General features: G+C 56.0%; 39 protein-coding genes. 5 read left to right on the forward strand and 34 right to left on the reverse strand.

The features are described from left to right. Positions 1-144 precede the first annotated feature (144 nt). The 28 genes from rplQ to rpsJ form a co-directional block, all read right to left on the reverse strand. Complete coding sequence (gene rplQ, locus AB5Y92_RS12370) at positions 145-528, reverse strand: 50S ribosomal protein L17 (protein ID WP_005307999.1); 384 nt, start codon at positions 526-528, stop codon at positions 145-147. Between the two features lie 43 nt (positions 529-571). Next, positions 572-1,561: a DNA-directed RNA polymerase subunit alpha gene (rpoA, locus tag AB5Y92_RS12375; RefSeq protein ID WP_005307997.1), complete on the reverse strand. Its 990-nt coding sequence runs from the start codon at positions 1,559-1,561 to the stop codon at positions 572-574. Between the two features lie 25 nt (positions 1,562-1,586). Next, entirely contained in the window at positions 1,587-2,207 is a 621-nt protein-coding gene (gene rpsD / locus AB5Y92_RS12380; RefSeq protein ID WP_005340600.1) for a 30S ribosomal protein S4, read from the reverse strand. 39 nt (positions 2,208-2,246) lie between these two features. Further along, a complete protein-coding gene (rpsK, locus tag AB5Y92_RS12385) occupies positions 2,247-2,636 on the reverse strand; it encodes a 30S ribosomal protein S11 (protein WP_005307993.1) in 390 nt (129 codons plus the stop codon). 14 nt (positions 2,637-2,650) lie between these two features. Further along, positions 2,651-3,007, reverse strand: a complete 357-nt coding sequence (gene rpsM, locus AB5Y92_RS12390) for a 30S ribosomal protein S13 (RefSeq protein WP_005307991.1) — start codon at positions 3,005-3,007, stop codon at positions 2,651-2,653. Positions 3,008-3,146: 139 nt separating this feature from the next. Next, complete coding sequence (gene rpmJ / locus AB5Y92_RS12395; RefSeq protein ID WP_005319705.1) at positions 3,147-3,260, reverse strand: 50S ribosomal protein L36; 114 nt, start codon at positions 3,258-3,260, stop codon at positions 3,147-3,149. A 27-nt stretch (positions 3,261-3,287) separates the two neighbouring features. Then, positions 3,288-4,616 carry a preprotein translocase subunit SecY gene (secY, locus tag AB5Y92_RS12400; protein ID WP_005340602.1) on the reverse strand — a complete coding sequence of 443 codons (1,329 nt, stop codon included), beginning with the start codon at positions 4,614-4,616 and terminating at the stop codon, positions 3,288-3,290. Between the two features lie 8 nt (positions 4,617-4,624). Beyond that, positions 4,625-5,062 (reverse strand): 50S ribosomal protein L15, encoded by a 438-nt coding sequence (gene rplO / locus AB5Y92_RS12405; protein ID WP_005340604.1) that lies wholly within the window; start codon positions 5,060-5,062, stop codon positions 4,625-4,627. Between the two features lie 2 nt (positions 5,063-5,064). Continuing rightward, on the reverse strand, positions 5,065-5,244 hold the full coding sequence (rpmD, locus tag AB5Y92_RS12410) for a 50S ribosomal protein L30 (protein ID WP_005307985.1): 180 nt from the start codon (positions 5,242-5,244) through the stop codon (positions 5,065-5,067). Positions 5,245-5,250: 6 nt separating this feature from the next. After that, positions 5,251-5,751 carry a 30S ribosomal protein S5 gene (gene rpsE, locus AB5Y92_RS12415; protein WP_005340605.1) on the reverse strand — a complete coding sequence of 167 codons (501 nt, stop codon included), beginning with the start codon at positions 5,749-5,751 and terminating at the stop codon, positions 5,251-5,253. 14 nt (positions 5,752-5,765) lie between these two features. Then, positions 5,766-6,119 (reverse strand): 50S ribosomal protein L18, encoded by a 354-nt coding sequence (gene rplR, locus AB5Y92_RS12420; RefSeq protein ID WP_005340606.1) that lies wholly within the window; start codon positions 6,117-6,119, stop codon positions 5,766-5,768. Between the two features lie 9 nt (positions 6,120-6,128). Continuing rightward, the gene (gene rplF / locus AB5Y92_RS12425) at positions 6,129-6,662 is read right to left on the reverse strand and encodes a 50S ribosomal protein L6 (protein WP_005340607.1); all 534 of its coding nucleotides are present in this window, start codon (positions 6,660-6,662) and stop codon (positions 6,129-6,131) included. Positions 6,663-6,675: 13 nt separating this feature from the next. Then, positions 6,676-7,068 (reverse strand): 30S ribosomal protein S8, encoded by a 393-nt coding sequence (gene rpsH / locus AB5Y92_RS12430; RefSeq protein ID WP_005307980.1) that lies wholly within the window; start codon positions 7,066-7,068, stop codon positions 6,676-6,678. 21 nt (positions 7,069-7,089) lie between these two features. After that, on the reverse strand, positions 7,090-7,395 hold the full coding sequence (gene rpsN / locus AB5Y92_RS12435) for a 30S ribosomal protein S14 (RefSeq protein ID WP_005340609.1): 306 nt from the start codon (positions 7,393-7,395) through the stop codon (positions 7,090-7,092). 10 nt (positions 7,396-7,405) lie between these two features. Continuing rightward, positions 7,406-7,945, reverse strand: a complete 540-nt coding sequence (rplE, locus tag AB5Y92_RS12440; protein WP_005331162.1) for a 50S ribosomal protein L5 — start codon at positions 7,943-7,945, stop codon at positions 7,406-7,408. Positions 7,946-7,958: 13 nt separating this feature from the next. Further along, the gene (rplX, locus tag AB5Y92_RS12445) at positions 7,959-8,276 is read right to left on the reverse strand and encodes a 50S ribosomal protein L24 (protein WP_005307977.1); all 318 of its coding nucleotides are present in this window, start codon (positions 8,274-8,276) and stop codon (positions 7,959-7,961) included. 11 nt (positions 8,277-8,287) lie between these two features. After that, the gene (rplN, locus tag AB5Y92_RS12450) at positions 8,288-8,656 is read right to left on the reverse strand and encodes a 50S ribosomal protein L14 (protein ID WP_005307975.1); all 369 of its coding nucleotides are present in this window, start codon (positions 8,654-8,656) and stop codon (positions 8,288-8,290) included. A gap of 147 nt (positions 8,657-8,803) precedes the next feature. Next, positions 8,804-9,052 carry a 30S ribosomal protein S17 gene (rpsQ, locus tag AB5Y92_RS12455; RefSeq protein WP_005307966.1) on the reverse strand — a complete coding sequence of 83 codons (249 nt, stop codon included), beginning with the start codon at positions 9,050-9,052 and terminating at the stop codon, positions 8,804-8,806. Next, on the reverse strand, positions 9,052-9,243 hold the full coding sequence (gene rpmC, locus AB5Y92_RS12460) for a 50S ribosomal protein L29 (RefSeq protein WP_005307965.1): 192 nt from the start codon (positions 9,241-9,243) through the stop codon (positions 9,052-9,054). Before rpmC ends, rpsQ begins: the two co-directional genes overlap by 1 nt. Continuing rightward, complete coding sequence (gene rplP, locus AB5Y92_RS12465; protein WP_005340612.1) at positions 9,243-9,656, reverse strand: 50S ribosomal protein L16; 414 nt, start codon at positions 9,654-9,656, stop codon at positions 9,243-9,245. Before rplP ends, rpmC begins: the two co-directional genes overlap by 1 nt. 13 nt (positions 9,657-9,669) lie before the next feature. Then, entirely contained in the window at positions 9,670-10,383 is a 714-nt protein-coding gene (gene rpsC / locus AB5Y92_RS12470; protein WP_005307962.1) for a 30S ribosomal protein S3, read from the reverse strand. A 3-nt stretch (positions 10,384-10,386) separates the two neighbouring features. Then, the gene (gene rplV / locus AB5Y92_RS12475) at positions 10,387-10,731 is read right to left on the reverse strand and encodes a 50S ribosomal protein L22 (RefSeq protein WP_005319741.1); all 345 of its coding nucleotides are present in this window, start codon (positions 10,729-10,731) and stop codon (positions 10,387-10,389) included. Positions 10,732-10,741: 10 nt separating this feature from the next. Further along, on the reverse strand, positions 10,742-11,020 hold the full coding sequence (rpsS, locus tag AB5Y92_RS12480; protein ID WP_005307960.1) for a 30S ribosomal protein S19: 279 nt from the start codon (positions 11,018-11,020) through the stop codon (positions 10,742-10,744). A gap of 22 nt (positions 11,021-11,042) precedes the next feature. Further along, complete coding sequence (gene rplB, locus AB5Y92_RS12485; protein WP_005340614.1) at positions 11,043-11,864, reverse strand: 50S ribosomal protein L2; 822 nt, start codon at positions 11,862-11,864, stop codon at positions 11,043-11,045. A 15-nt stretch (positions 11,865-11,879) separates the two neighbouring features. Further along, complete coding sequence (gene rplW, locus AB5Y92_RS12490; protein ID WP_342690021.1) at positions 11,880-12,179, reverse strand: 50S ribosomal protein L23; 300 nt, start codon at positions 12,177-12,179, stop codon at positions 11,880-11,882. Continuing rightward, complete coding sequence (gene rplD / locus AB5Y92_RS12495; RefSeq protein ID WP_005340616.1) at positions 12,179-12,784, reverse strand: 50S ribosomal protein L4; 606 nt, start codon at positions 12,782-12,784, stop codon at positions 12,179-12,181. The genes rplW and rplD overlap by 1 nt, the downstream gene beginning before the upstream one ends. A 17-nt stretch (positions 12,785-12,801) precedes the next feature. Continuing rightward, entirely contained in the window at positions 12,802-13,434 is a 633-nt protein-coding gene (gene rplC, locus AB5Y92_RS12500; protein WP_005340620.1) for a 50S ribosomal protein L3, read from the reverse strand. Positions 13,435-13,456: 22 nt separating this feature from the next. Next, positions 13,457-13,768 carry a 30S ribosomal protein S10 gene (gene rpsJ, locus AB5Y92_RS12505; RefSeq protein WP_005307944.1) on the reverse strand — a complete coding sequence of 104 codons (312 nt, stop codon included), beginning with the start codon at positions 13,766-13,768 and terminating at the stop codon, positions 13,457-13,459. Positions 13,769-14,124: 356 nt separating this feature from the next. Here rpsJ and AB5Y92_RS12510 point away from each other — a divergent pair, with 356 nt between their 5' ends. Next, positions 14,125-15,039 (forward strand): DMT family transporter, encoded by a 915-nt coding sequence (locus tag AB5Y92_RS12510; RefSeq protein WP_368226878.1) that lies wholly within the window; start codon positions 14,125-14,127, stop codon positions 15,037-15,039. A gap of 37 nt (positions 15,040-15,076) precedes the next feature. On the opposite strand, the gene envZ is transcribed toward AB5Y92_RS12510, so the two are convergent. Both envZ and ompR read right to left on the reverse strand, forming a co-directional pair. Beyond that, positions 15,077-16,387 carry a two-component system sensor histidine kinase EnvZ gene (gene envZ / locus AB5Y92_RS12515; protein ID WP_005340624.1) on the reverse strand — a complete coding sequence of 437 codons (1,311 nt, stop codon included), beginning with the start codon at positions 16,385-16,387 and terminating at the stop codon, positions 15,077-15,079. Beyond that, positions 16,384-17,106: a two-component system response regulator OmpR gene (gene ompR / locus AB5Y92_RS12520; RefSeq protein ID WP_368226879.1), complete on the reverse strand. Its 723-nt coding sequence runs from the start codon at positions 17,104-17,106 to the stop codon at positions 16,384-16,386. Before ompR ends, envZ begins: the two co-directional genes overlap by 4 nt. Positions 17,107-17,355: 249 nt before the next feature. Between ompR and greB the strand changes: the two genes are divergently transcribed. Both greB and AB5Y92_RS12530 read left to right on the forward strand, forming a co-directional pair. Next, positions 17,356-17,829: a transcription elongation factor GreB gene (greB, locus tag AB5Y92_RS12525; RefSeq protein WP_005355349.1), complete on the forward strand. Its 474-nt coding sequence runs from the start codon at positions 17,356-17,358 to the stop codon at positions 17,827-17,829. Between the two features lie 191 nt (positions 17,830-18,020). Further along, entirely contained in the window at positions 18,021-20,330 is a 2,310-nt protein-coding gene (locus AB5Y92_RS12530; RefSeq protein ID WP_368226880.1) for a Tex family protein, read from the forward strand. 70 nt (positions 20,331-20,400) lie between these two features. Here AB5Y92_RS12530 and AB5Y92_RS12535 read toward each other — a convergent pair whose 3' ends face one another. The 4 genes from AB5Y92_RS12535 to bioH form a co-directional block, all read right to left on the reverse strand. Further along, positions 20,401-20,679, reverse strand: coding sequence for a hypothetical protein (locus tag AB5Y92_RS12535; protein ID WP_005355353.1), 279 nt, complete (start codon positions 20,677-20,679; stop codon positions 20,401-20,403). An 85-nt stretch (positions 20,680-20,764) separates the two neighbouring features. Next, complete coding sequence (locus AB5Y92_RS12540; protein ID WP_368226881.1) at positions 20,765-21,532, reverse strand: putative metalloprotease CJM1_0395 family protein; 768 nt, start codon at positions 21,530-21,532, stop codon at positions 20,765-20,767. Position 21,533: 1 nt separating this feature from the next. After that, on the reverse strand, positions 21,534-21,767 hold the full coding sequence (locus AB5Y92_RS12545; protein WP_005340632.1) for a flagellar basal body rod C-terminal domain-containing protein: 234 nt from the start codon (positions 21,765-21,767) through the stop codon (positions 21,534-21,536). A 71-nt stretch (positions 21,768-21,838) separates the two neighbouring features. Beyond that, positions 21,839-22,603 carry a pimeloyl-ACP methyl ester esterase BioH gene (bioH, locus tag AB5Y92_RS12550; RefSeq protein WP_368226882.1) on the reverse strand — a complete coding sequence of 255 codons (765 nt, stop codon included), beginning with the start codon at positions 22,601-22,603 and terminating at the stop codon, positions 21,839-21,841. Between the two features lie 38 nt (positions 22,604-22,641). On the opposite strand from bioH, the gene AB5Y92_RS12555 reads away from it, so the two are divergent. Continuing rightward, positions 22,642-23,370 (forward strand): ComF family protein, encoded by a 729-nt coding sequence (locus tag AB5Y92_RS12555; RefSeq protein ID WP_335828352.1) that lies wholly within the window; start codon positions 22,642-22,644, stop codon positions 23,368-23,370. An 80-nt stretch (positions 23,371-23,450) separates the two neighbouring features. After that, positions 23,451-24,029 (forward strand): Fe-S biogenesis protein NfuA, encoded by a 579-nt coding sequence (nfuA, locus tag AB5Y92_RS12560; RefSeq protein WP_005340636.1) that lies wholly within the window; start codon positions 23,451-23,453, stop codon positions 24,027-24,029. Positions 24,030-24,179 lie beyond the last annotated feature (150 nt).

Consider the following 24,179-nt stretch of genomic DNA (forward strand, 5'->3'; position numbering starts at 1 on the left):
GCAGTTGAGGCAGTTGAGGCAGTTGAGGCAGTTGAGGCAGTTGAGGCAGTTGAGGCAGTTGAGGCAGTTGAGGCAGTTGAGGCAGTTGAGGCAGTATCAGAATGGATTAAAAGAAAAGCCGGGACAAGCCCGGCTTTTTCTTTATCACTCAGCAGCTGCTTCAGCAGCGGCCGGGCGGTCTACCAGCTCAATATAAGCCATAGGGGCGTTGTCGCCTGCACGGAAACCGCATTTCAGAATGCGAGTATAACCGCCGGCGCGCTCCAGGTAGCGCGGGCCCAGTTCATTGAACAGCTTAGCCACGATCGCGTTATCGCGAGTACGGGCAAATGCCAGGCGACGATTAGCAACGCTATCAGTCTTGGCAAGGGTGATCAGCGGTTCAACTACACGACGCAGCTCTTTTGCCTTAGGCAGAGTCGTCTTGATGATCTCATGACGAACCAGGGAGCTGGCCATGTTGCGGAACATTGCCTGACGATGGCTGCTGTTCCGGTTCAGTTGACGACCACTCAAACGATGGCGCATGACCTTATCCTTCTAACTAAATCTGTGAAACCCGTAATCTGGATTACTCGTCAGCGATGCTGGCGGGCGGCCAGTTCTCAAGGCGCATGCCAAGAGACAGACCACGGGAGGCCAACACGTCCTTGATCTCAGTCAGGGACTTCTTACCGAGGTTAGGAGTCTTAAGCAACTCAACTTCGGTACGCTGTACCAGATCACCAATATAGTGGATAGCTTCTGCCTTCAGACAGTTCGCAGAACGAACTGTCAGCTCCAAATCATCGACAGGACGTAGCAGAATCGGATCAAACTCGGGTTTCTCTTCTTTCTTCTCGGGCACGCTGACATCGCGCAGATCCACGAAAGCTTCCAGTTGCTCGGCCAGAATAGTGGCAGAACGACGGATGGCTTCTTCAGGATCCAGGGTACCATTGGTCTCCATGTCGATGACCAGCTTGTCCAAGTCGGTACGCTGTTCCACACGTGCTGCCTCAACATTGTAGGCAATACGAACGATGGGGCTGAACGCGGAGTCCAGCAGCAGGCGACCAATCGGGCGCTCTTCGTCATCGTTGTGAACACGAGCAGAAGCAGGCACATAACCACGACCGCGCTGAACTTTCAGGCGCATGCTGATTTCAGCATTGGCACCAGTCAGGTGGCAGATTACGTGCTCCGGGTTTACGATCTCGACTTCATCACCGTGAGTGATATCACCAGCGGTAACGGGGCCTGTTCCAGACTTGGTCAGGGACAGAGTTACCTCGTCCTTGCCTTCCAGCTTCACAGCGATACCTTTCAGGTTGAGCAGGATTTCAAGAATGTCTTCCTGTACACCTTCTTTGCTGCTGTACTCATGCAGTACCCCGTCAATTTCGACTTCAGTAACTGCACAACCGGGCATAGATGACAGCAAAATACGACGCAGGGCGTTGCCCAGCGTGTGACCAAAGCCACGCTCGAGTGGCTCAAGAGTCACTTTCGCATGAGTCGGGCTAACTTGCTCGATGTCAACTAGCCGCGGTTTAAGAAAATCTGTTACAGAACCCAGCATTGTGTCCTCTCTTTAGAAGCTAGCTTTACTTGGAGTAAAGCTCGACGATCAGCTGTTCGTTAATGTCGGCAGACAGGTCGGAACGCTCTGGCAGACGCTTGAAAGCACCTTCCATTTTAGCGGCGTCAACCTCTACCCAAGTCGGCTTCTCACGCTGACCAGCAACTTCCAGGGAAGCTTTGATACGCGCTTGCTTCTTAGCCTTCTCACGAACGCAGATCACGTCCTCAGGGGAAACCTGGAAAGAAGGAATGTTCACAACGCGACCGTTTACCATGATGGCCTTGTGGCTCACCAGCTGACGAGATTCAGCACGGGTAGCGCCGAAGCCCATACGGTAAACAACGTTGTCCAAACGACCTTCCAGCAGCTGCAACAGGTTTTCACCGGTGTTACCCTTTTGACGGGCAGCGTCGCGGTAGTAGTTGCGGAACTGTTTTTCCAATACGCCGTAGATACGACGAACTTTTTGTTTCTCGCGCAGCTGAACACCGTAGTCGGACAGACGCGCTTTACGCGCACCGTGCTGACCAGGGGCGGTGTCAATCTTGCACTTAGAATCAATCGCACGAACACCTGACTTCAGGAAGAGGTCGGTGCCCTCACGACGGCTAAGCTTAAGCTTAGGACCGATATATCTTGCCATCTTCTTTCTCCAACAATCCTAGACCAAGTAGCTACAGCGTTATACGCGGCGCTTCTTGGGAGGACGACAACCGTTGTGCGGGATCGGAGTCACATCAGTAATGTTAGTGATGCGGAAACCAGCCGCGTTCAGGGCGCGGATGGAAGACTCACGACCGGGACCCGGACCTTTGACCATGACTTCCAGGTTCTTGACGCCATATTCTTTGGCCATCTCACCAGCGCGCTCGGCAGCTACCTGAGCAGCGAACGGGGTGGACTTACGAGAACCACGGAAACCGGAACCACCAGAAGTAGCCCAAGACAGAGCATTGCCCTGACGGTCAGTAATGGTCACGATTGTGTTGTTGAAAGATGCATGAACGTGCGCAATACCGTCGCTCACTTGCTTTTTAACGCGCTTGCGAGCACGAGTCGGAGTTTTAGCCATTTTCTACCTTCCCGTTACTTCTTGATAGCCTTGCGCGGACCCTTACGGGTACGAGCGTTGGTCTTGGTACGTTGACCACGAACAGGCAGGCTACGACGGTGACGCAAACCACGGTAGCAACCCAGATCCATCAATCGCTTGATGTTCATGGAAATCTGACGACGCAGGTCACCTTCAACGGTGAATTTACCTACTTGTTCACGCAGACTCTCGATCTGAGCTTCGTCCAGGTCTTTAATTTTCACATTCTCAGCGATACCGGCTGCGGCACAGATGGCCTTGGAGCGGGTACGACCGACGCCATAAATCGCAGTCAAAGCGATGACTGCATGCTTATGGTCAGGAATGTTAATGCCAGCGATACGGGCCACTATTCACTCCTACATATAGTAGATTACGACCACCACAAAGCCCGTGAGCGGATACGTGGCGGTCAACCAATACACAACAAAAGTTGGCTGGCTATATTAGCCAGCACAACTATTTGTTGCAAGTACTAACCGTAAAAAATTAGCCTTGGCGCTGTTTATGCTTTGGCTCGCTGCAAATCACACGCACCACACCGTGACGCTTGATGATTTTGCAGTTACGGCAGATTGCCTTAACGGAAGCACGAACTTTCATTGCTTAACTCCGTAACTACGCCGACCTTTAGCGGCCGTAGCCCTTCAGGTTGGCCTTCCTCAGGACGTCGCCATATTGATGAGACATCATATGGGTTTGTACCTGAGCCATGAAGTCCATGATAACTACCACAATAATCAGCAGCGAAGTGCCACCGAAGTAGAACTGTACGTTCCAGGCAGTCATCAAGAACTGGGGTACCAGACAGATAAAGGTTATATAGAGCGCACCTGCCAATGTCAGGCGAGTCATAACCTTATCGATGTAACGTGCTGTCTGCTCGCCCGGGCGAATCCCCGGGATAAAGGCTCCACTCTTCTTCAGATTATCTGCTGTCTCGCGGGGGTTGAACACCAGCGCGGTATAGAAGAAGCAGAAGAAGATAATGGCTGCTGCATACAGCATCTCGTAAAGCGGTTGACCCGGCTGCAGGACCATAGAGACCTGTTGCAGGATATCAGCTACTTTACCCTCGCCCTGACCAAACCAAGAGGTAATGGTCCCCGGGAAGAGGATGATACTGGATGCGAAAATCGCAGGAATCACACCAGCCATATTCACTTTCAACGGCAGGTGTGTGCTTTGCGCGGCAAATACCTGGCGGCCTTGTTGACGCTTGGCATAGTTAACGACGATACGACGCTGACCACGCTCCACGAACACCACAAAGTAAGTCACTGCGAAAACAATCAAGCCCAGCAACAACAACAGCAGGATGTGCAATTCCCCTTGACGTGCCTGTTCGGCCGTAGCGCCAATGGCATGCGGCAGACCAGCAACGATACCTGTGAAAATAATCAACGAGATACCATTACCAATCCCACGCTCGGTAATCTGCTCACCCAACCACATCAAAAACATGGTACCGGTGACCAGACTCACAACCGCTGTGAAATAGAAGCCTAGACCCGGATTAGTCACGAGTCCATGCATCATATTCGGCAGACCGGTTGCAATACCAATGGCCTGGAAAGTTCCCAAAACCAGCGTGCCCCAACGGGTATATTGGCTAATCTTGCGACGGCCGGATTCACCTTCTTTCTTGAGTTCAGCAAGAGCGGGGTGAACCACTGTCAGCAGCTGGATAATGATCGATGCCGAAATGTACGGCATGATCCCCAACGCAAGAATAGAAGCACGCGAGAGTGCACCACCACTGAACATGTTGAACATCTCAATGATGGTGCCCTTCTGTTGCTGGAACAACTCGGCCAGTACGGCGGCGTCAATACCAGGAATCGGCACATAAGAGCCTGCACGGAAAACGATAATCGCCCCGAGAACGAAGAGCAGACGGCTCTTCAGTTCACTCAGACCACCCTGTGCTTTAACATCCAATCCTGGTTTCTTAGCCATTGTACTGATTATTCCTCGATTTTACCGCCAGCGGCCTCGATGGCTGCGCGTGCACCTTTGGTGACGGACAGACCACGAACGGTCACAGCACGGTCAATGTTGCCTGACAGAACAACTTTAGCGAACACGATGTTCTTAGTAACAACACCGGCTTGCTTCAGAGTGCTCAGGTCGACCACATCACCTTCTACCAGGGCGATTTCGTTCAGACGCACTTCGGCAGAAACCAAAGATTTGCGAGAGAAGAAACCGAACTTCGGCAGACGGATTTTCAAAGGCATCTGGCCGCCTTCGAAACCGTTGCGAACTTTGCCGCCACCGGAACGAGAGGTTTGGCCTTTAACACCACGACCACCAGTCTTGCCCAGGCCGGAGCCGATACCACGACCACGACGTTGTTTTTCAGGCTTGGAACCAGCGGCCGGAGACAGAGTGTTCAGACGCATGCTTAGCCCTCCACCTTAACCATGTAATAAACCTGGTTGATCATGCCGCGTACGCAAGGAGTATCTTCCAGCTCAACGGTGTGACCAATGCGACGCAGACCCAGACCACGCAGAGTCGCCTTGTGCTTTGGCAGACGGCCGATAGAGCTGCGAGTTTGAGTTACTTTTACAGTGTTAGCCATGTCGCATTACCCCAGAATTTCTTCAACGCGCAGACCACGCTTGGCAGCGATCTGTTCCGGTGATTGACCGTGAACCAGAGCGTCTACAGTAGCGCGAACAACGTTGATTGGGTTGGTGGAACCGTAGGTCTTGGCCAGCACGTTGTGGATACCGGCAACTTCCAGAACAGCACGCATAGCGCCGCCTGCAATGATACCAGTACCTTGGGAGGCCGGCTTCATGAACACGGTGGAGCCAGAGTGAACACCACGCACCGGGTGGTGCAGAGTGCCGTTGTTCAGCTCAACCTTGTTCAGGTTACGCTTAGCCTGTTCCATTGCTTTTTGAATAGCAGCCGGAACTTCACGGGCTTTACCGTAACCGTAACCTACACGGCCGTTACCATCACCCACCACGGTCAACGCGGTGAAGGACATGATACGACCACCTTTAACAGTTTTCGAAACACGGTTTACTGCAATGAGCTTTTCTTGCAGTTCGCCGGCTTGAGATTCGACTTTAGCCATCTTCGACTCCTAGCTTAGAACTGAAGACCAGCGTCACGTGCGGCAGCTGCCAGGGCAGCGATGCGACCGTGATACTTGAAACCGGAACGATCGAAAGATACGTTCTGAACGCCTTTGGCAATAGCACGCTCAGCGATAGCCTTACCTACAGCGGTAGCAGCATCTGCGTTACCGGTGTATTTCAGAGCTTCACTGATGGCTTTCTCTACTGTGGAAGCAGAGGCCAGAACTTCGGAACCGTTGGCTGCAATAACCTGCGCATAGATATGACGCGGGGTACGGTGAACAACCAGACGGGTAGCTCCCAGTTCCTGCATCTTTTTCCGAGCACGAGTAGCACGACGGAGACGAGCTGCTTTCTTGTCCATAGTGTTACCTTACTTCTTCTTAGCTTCTTTAGTACGCACTTGCTCGTTGGCATAGCGTACACCCTTGCCCTTGTAGGGCTCCGGAGCGCGGTAAGCACGGATATCGGCGGCGACTTGGCCAACCAGCTGCTTGTCGACGCCACGCAGAACGATTTCTGTAGCAGTCGGGCACTCAGCGGTCACACCAGCCGGCAGCGCATGCTCTACCGGGTGAGAGAAGCCCAGAGCCAGCGCAACAGCATTGCCCTTGATGGAGGCTTTATAACCTACACCAACCAGCTGCAGCTTGCGCTCGAAGCCTTGGGTAACACCGATTACCATGTTGTTGACCAATGCACGGGCAGTACCGGCCTGAGCGTCAGCACCAGCGATGCTGCCGCGCGGGGCGAACTTCAGTACATTGTCTTCTTTGGTCACTTCTACACCGGCGTGAATAGAGCGAACCAGAGAACCTTTACCACCTTTGATGGTCAGTTCCTGGCCGTTCAGAGTCACCTCTACGCCAGCAGGAATAGTGACGGGTGCCTTAGCAACACGAGACATTTCCTACCTCCTATTAAGCGACGTAGCAGATGATCTCACCGCCCATGCTTGCTTTGCGAGCAGCACGGTCAGTCATCACACCTTTAGACGTGGACACGATAGCAACACCGAGACCGCCCATAACTTTCGGCAGATCAGTAGTGCGCTTGTAAATACGCAGGCCTGGACGGCTTACGCGTTGGATCAGTTCTACAACTGGCTTGCCCTGGAAATATTTCAGTTCAATTTCCAGTTCCGGCTTCACGTCACCAGCTACGGAGTAGCCAGCGATGTAACCTTCTTCTTTCAGCACTTTGGCAATAGCCACTTTCAGCTTGGAAGAAGGCATGGAAACCGCAACTTTGCTCGCCGCCTGACCGTTACGGATGCGGGTCAGCATATCCGCGATCGGATCTTGCATGCTCATAAGTCTAACTCCCGAGATTCGTTACCAAGAAGCCTTCTTCAGGCCCGGAATTTCGCCCTTCATGGCATGCTCACGCACCTTGATGCGAGACAGGCCAAACTTGCGCAGGAAACCGTGCGGACGACCAGTAATATTGCAACGGTTACGCTGGCGGGACGGACTGGAATCACGGGGCAGCTGTTGCAGTTGCAGAACAGCATCCCAACGCGCTTCTTCAGAAGCGTTCATGTCAACGATGATAGCTTTCAGCTCGGCACGCTTGGTCGCGTACTTGGCTACCAGCTTGGCACGCTTTGCTTCGCGCGCTTTCATGGATGTTTTAGCCATAACCCTAACCTTACTTGCGGAATGGGAAGTTAAAGGCAGCCAGCAGAGCACGGCCTTCTTCATCGGTATTCGCGGAAGTGGTGATGGTGATATCCAGACCACGGACGCGATCGACTTTGTCATAGTCGATTTCCGGGAAGATGATCTGCTCACGCACGCCCATGGAGTAGTTACCACGACCGTCGAACGCTTTAGCGTTCAGGCCACGGAAGTCACGGATACGCGGTACGGAGATGCAGATCAGCCGTTCCAGGAACTCCCACATACGCTCGCCACGCAGGGTTACTTTACAACCTATCGGGTAGCCTTCACGAATCTTGAAGCCCGCAACAGATTTGCGAGCTTTGGTGATCAGCGGCTTCTGACCGGAAATGGCAGCCATATCGGCAGCAGCATTTTCCAGCAATTTCTTGTCAGAGATCGCTTCACCAACACCCATGTTCAGGGTGATTTTCTCGATCCGAGGGACTTGCATGATAGTCTTGTAACCGAACTGCTTGGACAGTTCATTTACTACATCGGATTTGTAGTAATCATGCAGTTTCGCCATCGTTAAACTCCAATTACTTCACAAGTTCGCCGGTGGATTTGAAGAAACGGACTTTTTTGCCGTCTTCAATCCGGAAACCAACGCGGTCAGCTTTGCCAGTGGCAGAGTTGAACAGCGCTACGTTTGATACATCGATGGGGGCTTCTTTGGTGACGATACCGCCAGCCTGACCCAGTGCGGGTACCGGCTTCTGGTGTTTCTTCACCTGGTTGATGCCTTCCACGATTACCTTACCTTTTGCAATCAGGACTTGAGTGACTTTGCCACGCTTGCCCTTGTCTTTGCCGGTAAGAACAATCACTTCGTCTTCGCGACGGATTTTAGCTGCCATCGTTCGACTCCTTACAGTACTTCGGGTGCCAGGGACACAATCTTCATGAACTTCTCATTACGCAGTTCACGGGTCACCGGGCCAAAAATACGAGTACCGATTGGCTGTTGGTTGTTGTTAAGCAACACAGCCGCATTGTTGTCGAAACGGATGACAGAGCCGTCCGGACGACGAACGCCTTTACGGGTGCGTACGACCACCGCGTTATACACATCACCTTTCTTCACTTTACCGCGAGGAATGGCTTCCTTGATGGAAACCTTGATGATGTCGCCGATGCCGGCGTAACGGCGGTGCGAGCCACCCAGAACCTTAATACACATTACACTGCGAGCGCCGGAGTTGTCGGCAACACCCAGCATACTTTGCATCTGGATCATCTTAGTGCTCCGCTTTGTTTACTTCTTATCCCTAATGGGATCTGGCTGCCTTCAAAAGGCGCGAAACTATAACACAGGATTTTCAGAAAAGGTAGCCTAAAAAACAAACGGCCCCTGAAAGGGGCCGCTTGGACTACAAAGTACCGATTAGGCCTTTTCTACAACGGCAACCAGGGTCCAGGACTTGGTCTTGGACAGCGGGCGGCATTCGCGGATTTCCACGAGGTCGCCAGCTTTGCACTCGTTGTTTTCGTCATGCACGTGCAGCTTGGTAGTGCGCTTGATGATCTTACCGTAGATCGGGTGCTTTACCTTGCGCTCGATAGCAACAGTGATGGACTTGTCCATCTTGTCGCTGATTACACGACCTTGCAGAGTACGGATCTTGTCAGTCATTACGCACCTGCCTTCTCAGTCAGTACAGTCTTGATACGTGCGACGTCACGACGCACTTGTTTCAGAGTGTGAGTCTGAGCCAGCTGGCCGGTGGACGCTTGCATGCGCATGTTGAATTGCTCACGCAGCAGGCCCAGCAGCTCCTGGTTCAGTTCTTCGACGCTCTTTTGACGCAGATCTTGGGCTTTCATCACATCACCGTCTTAATTACGAAAGTGGTCTGAACAGACAGCTTAGCTGCGGCCAGGGCAAACGCTTCACGCGCCAGAGCCTCAGGTACACCGTCCATCTCGTACAGAACCTTGCCAGGCTGGATCGGGCAAACCCAGTATTCCACGTTACCCTTACCTTTACCCATACGAACTTCGAGGGGCTTTTCGGTGATGGGCTTGTCCGGGAACACACGGATCCAGATCTTACCTTGACGCTTAACGTGACGGGTCATGGCACGACGGGCTGCTTCGATTTGACGAGCAGTCAGTTGACCACGGGATGTCGCCTTCAGGCCAAAGGTACCGAAGGATACTTCGTTACCAGAGGTGGCCAGACCGCGGTTACGACCCTTGTGGGTCTTGCGGAATTTAGTACGCTTAGGTTGCAACATTTACCGAATCTCCTTACTTAGCAGCGCGGCGCTTGTTGTCACGCTTGGGCTTTGCAGGAGCTTGCTCTTGAGCAGCGGCAGCGTTAACAGCAGCCAGACCGCCCAGAACTTCGCCCTTGAAGATCCAAACTTTAACGCCGATCACACCGTAAGTGGTGTGGGCTTCAGAAGTTGCGTAGTCGATGTCGGCACGCAGGGTGTGCAACGGCACACGACCTTCACGGTACCATTCGGTACGCGCGATTTCAGCGCCGCCCAGACGACCGGAAACTTCCACTTTGATGCCCTTGGCACCCAGGCGCATTGCGTTCTGTACGGCGCGCTTCATAGCACGACGGAACATTACACGACGCTCCAGCTGGGAAGTGATGCTGTCGGCAACGAGTTTGCCATCCAGCTCCGGCTTGCGGACTTCGGAAATGTTGATCTGAGCAGGCACGCCAGCAATAGTGGCTACAGCTTTGCGCAGCTTCTCAACGTCTTCGCCTTTCTTACCGATGACAACACCCGGACGAGCGGTGTGAATGGTCACACGGATGCTCTTGGCCGGACGCTCAATGGTAATCTTGGACAAGGACGCATTTTTCAGTTCCTTGGTCAGGAACTGGCGTACTTGAAAATCGCTGTACAGGTTGTCAGCGAAGTCTTTGGTGTTCGCGAACCAGGTAGAATTCCAAGGCTTGGTAATACCCAGGCGAATGCCATTAGGATGTACTTTCTGACCCATTGCTTATCTCCCAGCCTTAGCGTCGGATACCACTACAGTGATGTGAGCGGTACGCTTGAGGATACGATCCGCACGACCTTTGGCACGCGGACGGATGCGCTTCATGGAGGGACCTTCGTCGACCATGATAGTAGCAACACGCAGCGCGTCGATATCGGCGCCTTCGTTGTGCTCAGCGTTTGCAATGGCAGATTCCAGCACTTTCTTAACCAGCACTGCAGCCTTTTTCGGGCTGAAGGTCAGGATATTCAGAGCCTTGTCTACGGACAGACCACGTACTTGATCGGCTACCAGACGAGCTTTCTGGGCAGAAGTACGGGCATAACGGTGTTTAGCGATAGCTTCCATCATTTATCCCTTAGCGCTTCTTAGCCTTCTTATCAGCAGCATGGCCGCGATAAGTACGAGTCGGTGCGAATTCACCCAGTTTGTGACCGATCATTTCTTCGGTAACGAAAACCGGAACGTGCTGACGACCATTATGGACAGCGATGGTCAAACCGATCATGTTCGGGATGATCATTGAACGACGGGACCAGGTTTTAACCGGCTTTTTATCCCCGCTTTCCACCGCTTTCTCTACCTTCTTCAGCAAGTGCAGGTCAATAAATGGACCCTTCTTGAGAGAACGTGGCATGGTGATTCCTCTATGTTAACAATTACTTGTTACGACGACGTACGATGTACTTGTCGGTACGCTTGTTCTTACGGGTCTTGAAGCCTTTAGCCTTCTGGCCCCATGGGGACACAGGCTGCATGCCCTTGTTACGACCCTCACCACCACCGTGCGGGTGGTCAACCGGGTTCATCGCCATACCGCGAACGGTCGGACGAATACCACGCCAGCGGTTTGCACCGGCTTTACCCAGTTGACGCAACATGTGCTCGGAGTTACCGACTTCACCGATGGTAGCGCGGCACTCGGCCAGAACTTTACGTACTTCGCCGGAACGCAGACGCAGAGTTACATAGTTACCTTCACGAGCCAGGATCTGGATGAAAGTACCAGCGGAACGAGCCAGCTGGGCACCTTTACCAGGCTTCATCTCTACAGCGTGAACGGTAGAACCAACCGGGATGTTGCGCATCGGCAGGGCGTTACCTACCTTGATGGCTGCATCAGCACCAGAAGCGATCGCGTCACCAGCTTTCAGGCCTTTCGGAGCCAGGATGTAACGACGCTCACCGTCTGCATACAACACCAGAGCGATGTTAGCGGTACGGTTCGGATCGTATTCCAGGCGCTCTACTTTAGCCGGGATACCGTCTTTGTCGCGCTTGAAGTCGACGATACGGTAGTGCTGCTTGTGACCACCACCGATATGACGGGTAGTGATACGGCCGTTGTTGTTACGACCACCGGACTTGCTTTTGCTGTCCAGCAGAGCGGCGAAGGGCTTGCCCTTGTACAGCTCTTGATTGACGATCTTGACGACGTGGCGGCGGCCCGGAGAAGTAGGCTTGCACTTAACGATTGCCATTTTTGAGAACTCCTCTTACTCGGCTGCGCCCATGAAGTCGATGTCCTGACCAGCTTTCAGGGTCACATAAGCCTTTTTCCAATCGGAACGACGGCCTACGCGTGCACCTGCGCGCTTGGTCTTACCCTTCATGTTCAGGGTACGGACGGTCTCAACTTCGACCTCGAACAGTTTCGCAACTGCAGCTTTGACTTCCGCCTTGGTAGCATCAACAGCAACTTTGAACACGATAGTGTTCTGCTTTTCTGCAACCATGGTGCTCTTTTCAGAGATGTGCGGAGCCTTCAGAACTTTCAGCAGACGCTCTTCACGGATCATGCCAGCATCTCCTCGATTTGCTTAACTGCGTCAGCAGTCATCAGAACCTTGTCGAAAGCGATCAGGCTGACCGGGTCGATACCGGCAACGTCACGCACGTCAACTTTGTACAGGTTGCGAGCAGCCAGGAACAGGTTCTCATCGACTTCAGCAGTCACGATCAGAACGTCAGTCAGTTCCATTTCTTTCAGCTTGGCGATCAGTTCTTTGGTCTTCGGAGCTTCGATGCCGAACTTCTCAACAACGATCAGGCGCTCTTGACGTACCAGCTCGGACAGAATGCTACGGATAGCGCCGCGGTACATCTTCTTGTTTACTTTCTGGCTGTGATCTTGCGGCTTAGCAGCAAAAGTCACACCACCGGAACGCCAGATGGGCGAACGGATGGAGCCAGCACGGGCACGACCAGTACCCTTCTGACGCCACGGCTTTTTGCCGCCACCAGACACTTCAGAGCGAGTCAGCTGCGCACGAGTACCCTGACGGGCACCAGCGGCATATGCAACGACGACCTGGTGAACCAGAGCTTCGTTGAATTCGCGCCCGAAGGTAGTCTCGGAAACTTCAAGAGCGCTCTTGGCGTCTTTCATTACCAATTCCATTACTATCTCCTCAGACGTTACGCTTTGACGGCAGGTTTGACGATCACGTTGCCGTTGGTTGCACCCGGTACTGCACCTTTGATGAGCAGCAGGTTGCGTTCAGCGTCAACACGAACCAGTTCCAGGTTCTGAGTCGTTACACGCTCAGCACCCATGTGACCAGCCATCTTTTTGCCCTTGAATACACGACCCGGAGTCTGGTTCTGACCGATAGAACCCGGAACGCGGTGAGACAAGGAGTTACCGTGGGTCATATCCTGGGTGCGGAAGTTGTGGCGCTTAACAGTACCAGCAAAGCCCTTACCTTTGGATGTGCCGGTAACGTCTACCAGCTTAACGTCAGCGAGAAGATCTACTTTCAGCTCGCTACCAACAGTGAAAGTTTCACCGTTGTTCAGGCGGAATTCCCACAGACCGCGACCGGCTTCTACACCAGCTTTGGCGAAGTGGCCAGCTTCCGGCTTGGTCACACGGCTGGCTTTCTTGGCGCCAGTGGTAACCTGAATAGCGTTGTAGCCGTCGGTTTCTACAGATTTGACCTGAGTTACACGGTTAGCTTCAACTTCGATAACAGTCACCGGGATAGAAACGCCATCTTCAGTGAAGATGCGAGTCATACCCACTTTGCGACCTACAAGACCGATTGTCATTGTTATCAACCTCTTTCCGTAATTAACCCAGGCTGATCTGGACGTCTACACCAGCTGCCAGATCCAGACGCATCAGGGCGTCTACGGTCTTGTCAGTCGGCTCAACGATGTCTACCAGACGCTTGTGAGTGCGGATCTCGTACTGATCACGCGCATCTTTGTTGACGTGCGGGGAGATCAGGACGGTGAAGCGCTCTTTGCGAGTCGGCAGCGGAATAGGACCGCGAACCTGCGCGCCAGTGCGCTTTGCAGTTTCAACGATTTCCGCAGTGGATTGATCAATCAGGCGATGATCAAAAGCCTTCAGGCGGATACGGATTCTTTGGTTCTGCATTGACAGAGCTCCAATAGATAAAAGAACATAAATCAACACCGCCCGACCGAGATTTCTCCCGCCAGAGGTGTGATTTTTCACGTTTCCCCCCATATCGGGAGGACTGTATGGCTAGCTCCTGTAAACAGGAAACTCAGCAGCAGACATATCGTCTGGCTTACCTCATGGGTAAGCGGAGAGGATTATACGGATTTTTCAAATTTGCGCAAGGGAGAGCGAACAGATTATGCGCAGTTTTATGTGACAGATGGATCTCGCCTGCGGCAACACACTCTGCTGCCACCACCAAGGTAACGACAATGTTACAAGCAGACTGGTAGACTGTGCGCTTGCCTCTGTCAGTGGAACGACATCCCATGCTCAAAGATCAAAAGAAAGCCTATCAGTATGGCCTTTGCGCCGTTGCCCTCTGGTCGACGGTCGCCACAGCCTTCAAGATCTCCCTCGCCTATTTCGAACCTGTGCAACTGTTGCTTGTGGCCGCCTTCACCTCGACTCTCACGCTGACAGCCGTCGTCGCCAAACAGGGCAAACTGCCGCTGCTGGGGAGCTACATCAAGGCCCGCCCTTTCTACTACCTGACTCTGGGCGTGCTGAATCCCTTTCTATATTACCTGTTGCTGTTCAAAGCCTATGATCTGCTGCCTGCCCAGCAGGCACAGACCCTCAACTACACCTGGGCCATTACCCTCAGTCTGCTGGCCGTCCCCTTCCTCGGCCAGAAGCTGCGTCGGCGTGATGGCGTCGCTATCGTGCTGGGGTATTTTGGCGCGCTGGTGATCGCCACCAGAGGGGATGTATTCGGCCGGCAGTTCGACAGCCCCCTCGGCGTGACGCTGGCGCTGGTCTCGACCCTCATCTGGGCCAGCTACTGGATCCTCAACACCCGCAATCAGGGCGATCCCATTGTCAGCCTGTTGCTCGGTTTTATGATCAGCCTGCCTTTTATCGTCGTTGCAACCTGGTTGCTCTCCGATTTTGCCATGACCGCCTGGCAGGGATGGGCTGGAGCTATCTATGTGGGACTGTTCGAAATGGGCTTCGGTTTCGTGCTCTGGCTGATGGCGCTGCGCCATGCCACCAACACGGCCCCCATCAGCAACCTCATCTTCATCTCGCCGTTTGCCTCACTGGTGCTGCTCAACCTGTTGATCGGCGAAGCCATCCATCCGGCCACCCCCATCGGGTTGGCGCTCATCGTTGCCGCCCTGCTGATCCAGCAGCTCAAGTACGGCAAACGCTATCGTGCATCAGTCGAAACAAAGAGCTGACCATGCAGAAGGGCGTATCCACGGATACGCCCTTCTCTCAATCCATCCACTCCTGTGGCTGATGTTTCGGCAGCCGCATCTCGACCAGCAAGCCGCCGAGATCCGAGCTTCCCAGCCGGATAGTGCCGTGGTGCTGGGCGACTATCTTGGCCACGATAGCCAACCCCAGCCCACTACCGCCGACGGTCCGCGCCACATTCCCCTGAGTAAACGGCTTGAGCACCCGGGAATAGTCCTGCTCCGGAATGCCGGGGCCATCATCGGAGAGGCGCAAGCGCACCCAGTGCCCATCGTCCTTGAGCTCGGCATGCAAGCGGCTCGCCCCATAACGCTGCGAGTTGCTTGAGAGGTTGTTCAGCACCCGCCGGATACTGACCGGATTGCAGGCCACCCGCACCGCCTCTTGCGGCAGCGCCAGATCGACCTCCAGCCCCTGCTCCGAGTAGATCAGCAAGGTATCGTGCACCAGCTGGGTCAGATCGATCGGCTCCAGATCCTGACCCTCATCCGGGCGGATGTAATCGATGAACTGATCGATGATGGCATTCGACTCATCGATGTCGGCGTTGATGCTCTCCTTGAGGTACTCGTCACCGGAGGACATCATCTCGGTCGCCAGCCGGATGCGGGTCAGCGGGGTGCGTAGATCGTGGGAAACCCCCGCCATCATCAGGTTACGCTCTTCGATCAGGCTCTTGATGGAGTGCGACATGTGGTTGAAGGTGCGGGTCAGTCGCCGCACCTCCCGTGAGCCAAGCTCCCCCAGCGCCTCGGGGAAATGACCCCTGGCAACAGCAACGGCACCAGCCTCGAGATCCTCGAGCGGGCGCACCAGCTGCCGGGCAAAGCGCCAGGCCGCAAACAGGGTGATCACCAGCAGCACGCTCAGATAGATGATGAGGGGTTCGATATCGTCATCTTCAATCTCGGTCAGCGGGATCCGCACCCAGATTTTGCTGGCCTGCGGCGGCTGGATCCAGATGATGTAGTGATCCTGGATCTCGACCCGCACCTTGGCCGGGCCACCCAGTTCGCGACTGATGTTCTCCTCCAGATAGGGGTACGGCTTGGCATCGTTGAAGCCATGCTGCACCGCCTCGCTCTGGGTATAGATGTCGGTACCGGTCGTCACATAGACCAGCGCCTCGGCATCTTCACTCAGCGCCAGTTGTTCTGTGTTGACCGGAAAGATCAGCTTGACCTGATTGGCCAGCAAGTGACTGATCTGCTTGACGGTTGGCGCCAGCAGATAGTTGTAGAAGGTGACGTAGGAGACTGCTTGATAGACCACCAGAACGGCAGCCAGAAACCAGAGCATGCGCGAGAACATGCTGCCGACCTTTTTCATGCACCGTCACCATCTGGCACGAACACATACCCCAGACCCCAGACGGTCTGCAGGTAGCGGGGCTGGGCCGGATCCTGTTCCAGCAGACGGCGCAGGCGAGAGACCTGCACGTCGATGCTGCGCTCGGTGGCGGTGTATTCGCGGCCACGGGCCAGATTCATCAGCTTGTCGCGAGAGAGCGGCTCGCGCGGATGGCTGACCAGTACCTTGAGCACCGCAAATTCACCGCTGGTGAGCGCCATCGGCTCACCATCCCGGCTCAGCTCGCGGGTCGCCAGATTGAGCTGGAAGGCGCCGAAGTTGACCACTTTCTCTGCAACAGAGGGTGCCCCCGGCAGCTCGACGGTATGGCGGCGCAGCACGGCACGGATCCGCGCCAGCAGTTCGCGGGGGTTGAACGGCTTGGGCAGATAATCATCGGCCCCCATCTCGAGCCCGACGATGCGATCCACTTCATCCCCCTTGGCGGTGAGCATCAGCACTGGGATCTGGTTGCCAGCCTCGCGCAGACGGCGGCAGATGGAGAGCCCATCCTCCCCCGGCAGCATCAGGTCGAGCACCATCAGGCTGAAGTTTTCACGAGTCAGCAGGCGATCGGCCTGTTCGCCATTAGCCACGCCGCGCACCACGAATCCCTGCTCGGTGAGATAGCGTTCCAACAGGGTACGTAATTTCAGGTCATCGTCCACGACCAGGACCTTGTATTGCTGCTGACTCATTGCTTTGCCTCTTCATTCTTTAGCTGCCCCCAATACTAGGGGGGGATATAGCGGGAGCAAAGCACAAATATGTTACCGGTTATTACCCGTCCCGAGAGCGTGATGGCCATCAAGTCTCTGCGCTGGCCAGCTACTCCCTGAATGGCGCCAGCCGAGCCATCACGATTTCCCTCGACAGCAAGAGGACAAAAGCTAATATTCCCGAGCAGTTAGCGATGAATACCCCTCTTTGACCAGGTCCGCATCACCATGAAGACAAAGCTGATCACCCGCGAAGGCTACAACAAGCTGAAAGAAGAGCTCGATTTCCTCTGGCGCCAGGAGCGCCCCGAGGTCACCAGGAAGGTGGCATGGGCCGCCAGCCTGGGGGATCGCAGCGAAAATGCCGACTACCAGTACAACAAGAAGCGGCTGCGGGAGATCGACCGGCGGGTGCGCTACCTGCGCAAATGCCTCGAAGAGCTGGGAATCGTCGACTATGCCCCCGCGCAGGAGGGCAAGGTCTTCTTCGGCGCCTGGGTCGAGGTGGAAAACGAAGAGGGCGAGACCAAGCGCTTTCGCATCGTCGGCTATGACGAGATCTTCGAGCGCAAGGATTACATCTCCATCGACTCCCCCATGGCCCGCGCCCTGCTCAAGAAAGAGGTCGGTGATGAGGCCATCGTCCGTACGCCAGTTGGTGACGTCTGCTGGTATATCAACGAGATCAGCTACCCCAAATAGCCGGACTGCTTGCCACAGGCACATCCTGAGTCACAGGTGCAATGGCAAGATAAACGCCCTCCCCTGCGACTTTATCAGTCTGACTGGTGCAAACCCCGGCGCAGGGTGGCATCCCGCAACACGACCCCATATAGTGCTCACACTTGGCGCCTGATGGCGCGGACTCGACCACAGAGGCCCTCAACAACATCATGATGCAAACCATAGAGAGACAGATTGCCGGTGAGCTCAATGCTCGCCCGGAGCAGGTGCAGGCCGCTGTGCGCCTGCTGGATGAAGGCTCGACCGTGCCCTTTATCGCCCGTTACCGTAAAGAGGTGACTGGCGGTCTGGACGATAGCCAGCTGCGTACTCTGGAGAGCCGCCTCGGCTATCTGCGTGAACTGGAAGATCGCCGTCAGGTGATCATTCGCTCCATCGAAGAGCAGGGCAAGCTGACCCCCGAGCTGATGCGCGAATTGAATGGCGCCGACAGCAAGACCCGGCTGGAAGATCTCTACCTCCCCTACAAGCCCAAGCGCCGCACCAAGGGGCAGATGGCGATCGAAGCCGGGTTGGAGCCGCTTGCCAACCTGCTGCTCAGCGACCCGATGCAGGATCCCGAGCAAGCTGCAGCCACCTTCCTCAATCCCGAACAGGGCATTGCCGACAGCAAGGCTGCCCTCGACGGCGCCCGCTATATCCTGATGGAACGCTTCGCCGAGCAAGCCGACCTGCTGGAGAAGCTGCGGGACTACCTGTGGCAGAACGCCACCCTGCGCGCCCGCGTGGTGGCAGGCAAGGAGCAGGAAGGGGCCAAGTTCAAGGACTATTTCGAGCACGACGAACCCCTGCACAAGGCCCCCTCACACCGGGTACTGGCCATGTTGCGCGGTCGCAATGAGGGGATCCTCAATCTGGCTCTGGTCACCGGTGACGATGAGAGTGCCAGCCCCTGCGAAGGGATCATTGCCCACCACCTCAAGCTCAATCTGAAGAACCGCCCGGCCGACAAGTGGCTGCAAGGGGTGGTGAGCTGGACCTGGAAGATCAAGTTGTCGCTTCAGATGGAGACAGAGCTGATCGGTCGCATCCGCGAATCGGCAGAGGAGGAGGCAATCAAGGTGTTCGCCATGAACCTCAAGGATCTGCTGATGGCGGCCCCGGCGGGCATGCGCTGCACCATGGGGCTGGATCCGGGCATCCGCACCGGGGTCAAGGTTGCCGTGGTGGATGCCACCGGCAAGCTGGTCGATCACGCCACCATCTATCCGTTCGAACCGAAACGCCAGATTGATCAGAGCCTCAAGACCCTGAGCGAGCTGTGCCAGAAACACAAGGTCGAGCTCATCAGCATCGGCAACGGCACCGCTTCGCGGGAGACCGACCGCCTGGTCAGCGATCTGTTCGAGCGCTACCCCGCCGCCAAGGCGCAGAAGATAGTAGTCAGCGAAGCAGGGGCCTCTGTCTACTCCGCCTCCGAGCTCGCCTCTCAGGAGTTCCCGGATCTCGACGTCTCGATCCGTGGCGCCGTCTCCATCGCCCGCCGTCTGCAAGACCCGCTGGCCGAGCTGGTCAAAATCGACCCCAAGAGCATCGGGGTGGGCCAGTATCAGCATGACGTCGGCCAGAGCCAGCTGGCCCGCCGACTGGATGCCGTGGTCGAGGATTGCGTAAACGCAGTCGGGGTGGATGTGAACACCGCCTCGGTCGCCCTGCTCAACCGGGTTTCCGGCCTCTCCCAGACGCTGGCCCAGAACATTGTCGCCTACCGGGATGAGCACGGAGCCTTCAAGAGCCGTCAGCAGTTGCTGAAAGTGAGCCGACTCGGCCCCAAAGCCTTCGAACAGTGCGCCGGCTTCCTGCGCATTCGCGGCGGCAGCAATCCCCTCGACAGCTCGGCGGTGCACCCCGAGTCCTATCCGGTGGTGGAGCGGATCCTCGCCAAGCTGGAACAGACCGTGGAGAGCCTGCTCGGCAACAGCAGCCTGCTGCGCAGCCTGAAACCGGCCGATTACACCGATGAGCAATTCGGCGTACCTACCGTCACCGACATCATCGGCGAGCTGGACAAGCCGGGCCGCGACCCGCGCCCCGAGTTCAAAACCGCGGCCTTCAAGGAAGGGGTGGAGCAGATCAGCGACCTGGTGCCAGAGATGGTGCTGGAAGGGGTAGTCACCAACGTCACCAACTTCGGCGCCTTCGTCGATATCGGTGTTCATCAGGACGGTCTGGTGCATATCTCCTCCCTGACCGACCGTTTCGTCAAGGATCCCCGCGAGGTGGTCAAGGCGGGCGACATTGTGCGGGTCAAGGTGCTGGAAGTGGACGCCCCGCGCAAGCGGATCAGCCTGACCATGCGCCTCGACGAAAAGGCAGGGCAGCCCGCCCGCAAACCAGCTGAAGCGCGCAACAGTAGCGCAGGCAACGCCAAACCAAGAAATGAGCAGCGCCAAAACGCCCCAATGGGTGGTGCCATGGGCAACGCCTTCGCGGCGGCGCTCTCCAAAGCGAAAAAGTAACGACACCGTCCGGAACGCCTCTGAATGCAAAAAGCCCCGCAAGGGGCTTTTTTACACGCGAAGCTCAGGATCACTGCGTCAGGGCAGCAAGAATACTCTCGGGCTCTCCATGCTGAGCCAGCACCTCCCGCAGTCGGTTGAATGCCTTGCAGGCCTCTTGTGGATACTTGCCGTAAGAGACGACGCCGGTGTGACTCCAGCCAGCCGCCAGCATCACTTTCTTCTTGAAACTGGTTCCTTCAGTTCCTCCTCCTCCGAGCTGCATCAGAAATTGCTCCATCTGCAGGTGGGGGGGCGGTACACGGGAGAAGGTGGTGAAATCTTCCGCTTTGACTTCATCGAAATGCATGACAGCTCCTGTGAAATTGGAATGGGCCTGATCTTCAGGTTAGTTGCAAAACAGGCAAAGCAGCTGAAAGTTTGGCGAGGGTGATTCAGATATGCAGACTGAGGGACTGGGTAGAAGCCGGGCTGACAGCCTGTTGATAGTGGCCCGCGATGACGCTGTTGCGCTTGTCCATATAGGCGCTCAGCACACCGCCCGATTTCGCGCTCTGCTCGACCATCAGCTCTTTGCGTGCCTTGGCTTCACTGGCGGCGGCGCTGCGCGCGACGGCCAGATCCTGCGCGGAAGGCTCGGCAGGCGCCAGCGCCGCAGAGCGGATCTGCTGCATCTTGGCGATGGTAGCGGCAGGGTCACCGGGTACGACACTGGTATCGATCTGGACTTCGCCACCCGTTGCATAACGCTTGCCATCCGGCCCTTGCGTAAACTGATAGGTGGGCGAGCTGGCGTACTCTCCACCCGCAGACTGGTGCGCCTGCTCGTGAGTACGCACCTCCTTGTCACGCTCGACAAGATCCTGAACCTGCTGCTCTTGCCGCTGTTGCTGCTCCTGCTGTTTGGGATCTTGCTGCTTGCGCTGCCCATCCTCACCGGTGGCCTCGACAAAGCGATTGTCTGGCAGTGTCGTCGGCGCTAATTGCCCGGTTTCACGGCTGTTCTGGGAGGTCTGATTGCTGGAGGCCTGAGCGGCTTTGGATTTCTCTTTCTGGGAGCCGACTTCAGATTCGGCAACGGAGGCTTGGCCCGCTCGGGCCTGCGGGATCAGTTCTGCCCGGCGATTATCCGTCCTCGCCGCTTCCACCTGGGGTTGCAGCTGTGTCGGGATAAGGGGAGGCAGACTGACATTGATGTTCATCTCACACCCGGATGTCGATCAGGGTTCCCATCATATCGCTGGCAGTCTGCACTACCTTGGCGGAAGCGCCAGCCTGTTGCTCGGCCACCTTGAGATTGACAAGCTCATCGGTCACTTGCACCTGATCCCCGCTGGGGGTGTTGAGGCGGGCGATCTGATTGGATGCCTTGTCGGCAATCTGCTCGGCTCGCTGAAATCCCTGAACCCCGCTGTTGAAAGCAGAATCAATACGCATGGTGTTACTCCTCTGGTCACAGCTTAATTATCCGCCAGACCAGAGGATTAATGAAGCTTGCAGGCTGTTTTTTAGCCAACAAAATCTCGAACGATTTCAATGAATTCGTCAGGGTGGGAGATAAAAGGTGCGTGTGAGGCCTTATTAAGGGTCACGCTGCGGCTGGCAGGGTAGAGATCATCCAGCAGGGGAATGGCCGCCTTGGGTACCAATGAATCCAGTCGGCCATAGATCCGCAACCAAGGCAGATCCAGCTCCCGCAGCGGTTCGCGTAGGTCAATGTCGGCCAACAGCGTCAGCCCGGCCTCGAGTGCGGCAAACTGGGGCGCCGGGCGCTCGGCCAGCCAGTGGCGCAACTGACGGATATCATCTCGGGCATGTTCACTGCCCATTGCCTGGATCGCCAGAAAGCGCTCTATGGTCTGGCGAAAATCCCCCGCCAACATCTGGTTGAAGCCGGTCAGTACCTTGGGGGCAATTCCGGGCCACTCGTGCCGCGCCATAAAGCAGGGAGAGCTGGCCACGGTGAGCAGGGAGTGCAGCCGATCGGGATGCGTCAGCGCCAACTGGCTTGCCACCAGACCGCCGAGCGACCAGCCAAGCAGATGACACTTCTGCGGCAAGATGGCGGCCACCTGCTCGGCAAGCCAGGGCAGGCTGTAATCCACCTCGTCTGCCAGCAGGCTGTTGCCAAAACCGGGCAAATCTACCAGATGAACCCGATAGTGGGGCGCCAACTGTTGGGCAATGCCATGCCAGACCGCACCGTTCATCCCCCAACCGTGCAACAGCACCAGATCGGGCCCCTGGCCAAACTGCTCTACCGATATGCTCATCTAGACTCAAGATCCCTGTTCATGCTCTTGGGGTCAGCATGTTAAAGCGACTGCTCGCTAAAGCAAGCCCGCTGCTCGGCAACCACGGCGACTGGCAAGGGAGTTGCCTCCTCTGTCATCAGCCTTGTGACAACGAGCCCCTGCTCTGCAGCTGGTGTCGGCAGGCGCTGCACCAGTCACAGCCGAGATGCCACCTCTGCGCCGCACCGCTGGCTGACTATATAGAAGAGAGCATACCGGTCTGCGGCCGCTGCCAACGCAGACCTCCCCCCTGGGAGCGGTTGCAGGTGATCGGCGACTACCAAATCCCCTACCCCATGCTGATCCCCCGGCTTAAATATTCCGGCCAGATCCTGCTGGCGCCGCTACTGGCACGCCTCTTGGCCGATCATCTGGATAGCCGCGAGCCGCCGGAGGCGATCATTCCGGTTCCCCTGCACTGGTGGCGGCAGTGGCGGCGCGGGTTCAATCAGGCGGAGGAGATCGCGCAAGCCCTTGGCGAGTTCACCGACATTCCCTGCGACAACACCCTGTTGCAGCGCATCAAGGCGACCCCGCAACAAACAACCCTGAGCGCCGGGCAGCGGCGGCGCAATCTGCGCGGGGCATTCCGGATCCGCCCCCACCACTATCGCCATGTCGCCCTGCTCGATGACGTCGTGACCACAGGCGCCACCGCTGGTCAGCTCAGCCGTTTGCTCCATGAGAGCGGCATCACAAAGGTGGAAGTGTGGGCGATCTGTCGTACCCTGCGGCACAGCAAGTAGCCATCGGCATGCTACCCAAGCATTAATAACCGCGTTATCATGAATACCCTAGTCGTACACTCAGGTTTATGAGGATAGTGATGATCAGCATTTCCGACGCCGCCCAGGCCCATTTCCGTAAACTGCTGGAAAAACAGCCTGATGGCACCAATATCCGGGTGTTTGTGGTCAATCCGGGAACCCAGAATGCCGAGTGTGGCGTATCGTATTGCCCGCCCGATGCCGTGGACCCGGAAGATCAACACCTGCCCTTCAGCGGCTTCGACTGTATGGTCGATCCCCTGAGCGCCCCCTTCCTGGTGGATGCCACCATCGACTTCGTGACCGATCAGATGGGCTCCCAGCTCACCCTGAAGGCACCGAACGCCAAGATGCGTAAAGTGGCCGACGACGCGCCGCTGATCGAGCGCATCGAGTACGTGTTGATGTCCGAAGTGAACCCCATGCTGGCTGGTCACGGTGGCAAGGTCACCCTGGTCGAGCTGACCGAAGACAAACTGGCCATCCTGCAGTTTGGCGGTGGTTGCAACGGTTGCTCCATGGTCGATTACACCCTTAAAGAGGGGATCGAGAAGCAGCTGCTGGAGAAATTCCCGGGCGAACTCAACGGCGTGAAAGACGCCACCGAGCACCAGCGCGGCGACCACTCTTACTACTGATTTGCAGCCCTTGCAGCAAAGAAAAGGCCCCGCCATCCGGTGGGGCCTTTTGCATGGCGCTGTCCCAATTATGTGTTGAAAGGCTAAGCTTGAAGTAGGCCATCACCTTGAGGTCTACCATCATGGATACCCCAGCCTTTCAACACCTGT

It is taken from the genome of Aeromonas sp. R1-1, from assembly GCF_040908495.1.
Classification (GTDB): Bacteria; Pseudomonadota; Gammaproteobacteria; order Enterobacterales; family Aeromonadaceae; genus Aeromonas; species Aeromonas veronii.

What these genes read in the sequence shown, in the direction of transcription:
- rplQ (WP_005307999.1), bottom strand. Translation starts at nt 528, where the DNA reads ATGCGCCATCGTTTGAGTGGTCGTCAACTGAACCGGAACAGCAGCCAT.
- rpoA (WP_005307997.1), bottom strand. Translation starts at nt 1,561, where the DNA reads ATGCTGGGTTCTGTAACAGATTTTCTTAAACCGCGGCTAGTTGACATC.
- rpsD (WP_005340600.1), bottom strand. Translation starts at nt 2,207, where the DNA reads ATGGCAAGATATATCGGTCCTAAGCTTAAGCTTAGCCGTCGTGAGGGC.
- rpsK (WP_005307993.1), bottom strand. Translation starts at nt 2,636, where the DNA reads ATGGCTAAAACTCCGACTCGTGCTCGCAAGCGCGTTAAAAAGCAAGTG.
- rpmJ (WP_005319705.1), bottom strand. Translation starts at nt 3,260, where the DNA reads ATGAAAGTTCGTGCTTCCGTTAAGGCAATCTGCCGTAACTGCAAAATC.
- secY (WP_005340602.1), bottom strand. Translation starts at nt 4,616, where the DNA reads ATGGCTAAGAAACCAGGATTGGATGTTAAAGCACAGGGTGGTCTGAGT.
- rplO (WP_005340604.1), bottom strand. Translation starts at nt 5,062, where the DNA reads ATGCGTCTGAACACTCTGTCTCCGGCCGCTGGTTCCAAGCCTGAAAAA.
- rpmD (WP_005307985.1), bottom strand. Translation starts at nt 5,244, where the DNA reads ATGGCTAACACTGTAAAAGTAACTCAAACTCGCAGCTCTATCGGCCGT.
- rpsE (WP_005340605.1), bottom strand. Translation starts at nt 5,751, where the DNA reads ATGGCTAAAGTCGAATCTCAAGCCGGCGAACTGCAAGAAAAGCTCATT.
- rplR (WP_005340606.1), bottom strand. Translation starts at nt 6,119, where the DNA reads ATGGACAAGAAAGCAGCTCGTCTCCGTCGTGCTACTCGTGCTCGGAAA.
- rplF (WP_005340607.1), bottom strand. Translation starts at nt 6,662, where the DNA reads ATGTCTCGTGTTGCTAAGGCACCCGTCACTATTCCTGCTGGCGTAGAG.
- rpsH (WP_005307980.1), bottom strand. Translation starts at nt 7,068, where the DNA reads ATGAGCATGCAAGATCCGATCGCGGATATGCTGACCCGCATCCGTAAC.
- rpsN (WP_005340609.1), bottom strand. Translation starts at nt 7,395, where the DNA reads ATGGCTAAAACATCCATGAAAGCGCGCGAAGCAAAGCGTGCCAAGCTG.
- rplE (WP_005331162.1), bottom strand. Translation starts at nt 7,945, where the DNA reads ATGGCGAAACTGCATGATTACTACAAATCCGATGTAGTAAATGAACTG.
- rplX (WP_005307977.1), bottom strand. Translation starts at nt 8,276, where the DNA reads ATGGCAGCTAAAATCCGTCGCGAAGACGAAGTGATTGTTCTTACCGGC.
- rplN (WP_005307975.1), bottom strand. Translation starts at nt 8,656, where the DNA reads ATGATCCAGATGCAAAGTATGCTGGGTGTTGCCGACAACTCCGGCGCT.
- rpsQ (WP_005307966.1), bottom strand. Translation starts at nt 9,052, where the DNA reads ATGACTGACAAGATCCGTACTCTGCAAGGTCGTGTAATCAGCGACAAG.
- rpmC (WP_005307965.1), bottom strand. Translation starts at nt 9,243, where the DNA reads ATGAAAGCCCAAGATCTGCGTCAAAAGAGCGTCGAAGAACTGAACCAG.
- rplP (WP_005340612.1), bottom strand. Translation starts at nt 9,656, where the DNA reads ATGTTGCAACCTAAGCGTACTAAATTCCGCAAGACCCACAAGGGTCGT.
- rpsC (WP_005307962.1), bottom strand. Translation starts at nt 10,383, where the DNA reads ATGGGTCAGAAAGTACATCCTAATGGCATTCGCCTGGGTATTACCAAG.
- rplV (WP_005319741.1), bottom strand. Translation starts at nt 10,731, where the DNA reads ATGGAAGCTATCGCTAAACACCGTTATGCCCGTACTTCTGCCCAGAAA.
- rpsS (WP_005307960.1), bottom strand. Translation starts at nt 11,020, where the DNA reads ATGCCACGTTCTCTCAAGAAGGGTCCATTTATTGACCTGCACTTGCTG.
- rplB (WP_005340614.1), bottom strand. Translation starts at nt 11,864, where the DNA reads ATGGCAATCGTTAAGTGCAAGCCTACTTCTCCGGGCCGCCGCCACGTC.
- rplD (WP_005340616.1), bottom strand. Translation starts at nt 12,784, where the DNA reads ATGGAATTGGTAATGAAAGACGCCAAGAGCGCTCTTGAAGTTTCCGAG.
- rplC (WP_005340620.1), bottom strand. Translation starts at nt 13,434, where the DNA reads ATGACAATCGGTCTTGTAGGTCGCAAAGTGGGTATGACTCGCATCTTC.
- rpsJ (WP_005307944.1), bottom strand. Translation starts at nt 13,768, where the DNA reads ATGCAGAACCAAAGAATCCGTATCCGCCTGAAGGCTTTTGATCATCGC.
- AB5Y92_RS12510 (WP_368226878.1), top strand. Translation starts at nt 14,125, where the DNA reads ATGCTCAAAGATCAAAAGAAAGCCTATCAGTATGGCCTTTGCGCCGTT.
- envZ (WP_005340624.1), bottom strand. Translation starts at nt 16,387, where the DNA reads ATGAAAAAGGTCGGCAGCATGTTCTCGCGCATGCTCTGGTTTCTGGCT.
- ompR (WP_368226879.1), bottom strand. Translation starts at nt 17,106, where the DNA reads ATGAGTCAGCAGCAATACAAGGTCCTGGTCGTGGACGATGACCTGAAA.
- greB (WP_005355349.1), top strand. Translation starts at nt 17,356, where the DNA reads ATGAAGACAAAGCTGATCACCCGCGAAGGCTACAACAAGCTGAAAGAA.
- AB5Y92_RS12530 (WP_368226880.1), top strand. Translation starts at nt 18,021, where the DNA reads ATGATGCAAACCATAGAGAGACAGATTGCCGGTGAGCTCAATGCTCGC.
- AB5Y92_RS12535 (WP_005355353.1), bottom strand. Translation starts at nt 20,679, where the DNA reads ATGCATTTCGATGAAGTCAAAGCGGAAGATTTCACCACCTTCTCCCGT.
- AB5Y92_RS12540 (WP_368226881.1), bottom strand. Translation starts at nt 21,532, where the DNA reads ATGAACATCAATGTCAGTCTGCCTCCCCTTATCCCGACACAGCTGCAA.
- AB5Y92_RS12545 (WP_005340632.1), bottom strand. Translation starts at nt 21,767, where the DNA reads ATGCGTATTGATTCTGCTTTCAACAGCGGGGTTCAGGGATTTCAGCGA.
- bioH (WP_368226882.1), bottom strand. Translation starts at nt 22,603, where the DNA reads ATGAGCATATCGGTAGAGCAGTTTGGCCAGGGGCCCGATCTGGTGCTG.
- AB5Y92_RS12555 (WP_335828352.1), top strand. Translation starts at nt 22,642, where the DNA reads ATGTTAAAGCGACTGCTCGCTAAAGCAAGCCCGCTGCTCGGCAACCAC.
- nfuA (WP_005340636.1), top strand. Translation starts at nt 23,451, where the DNA reads ATGATCAGCATTTCCGACGCCGCCCAGGCCCATTTCCGTAAACTGCTG.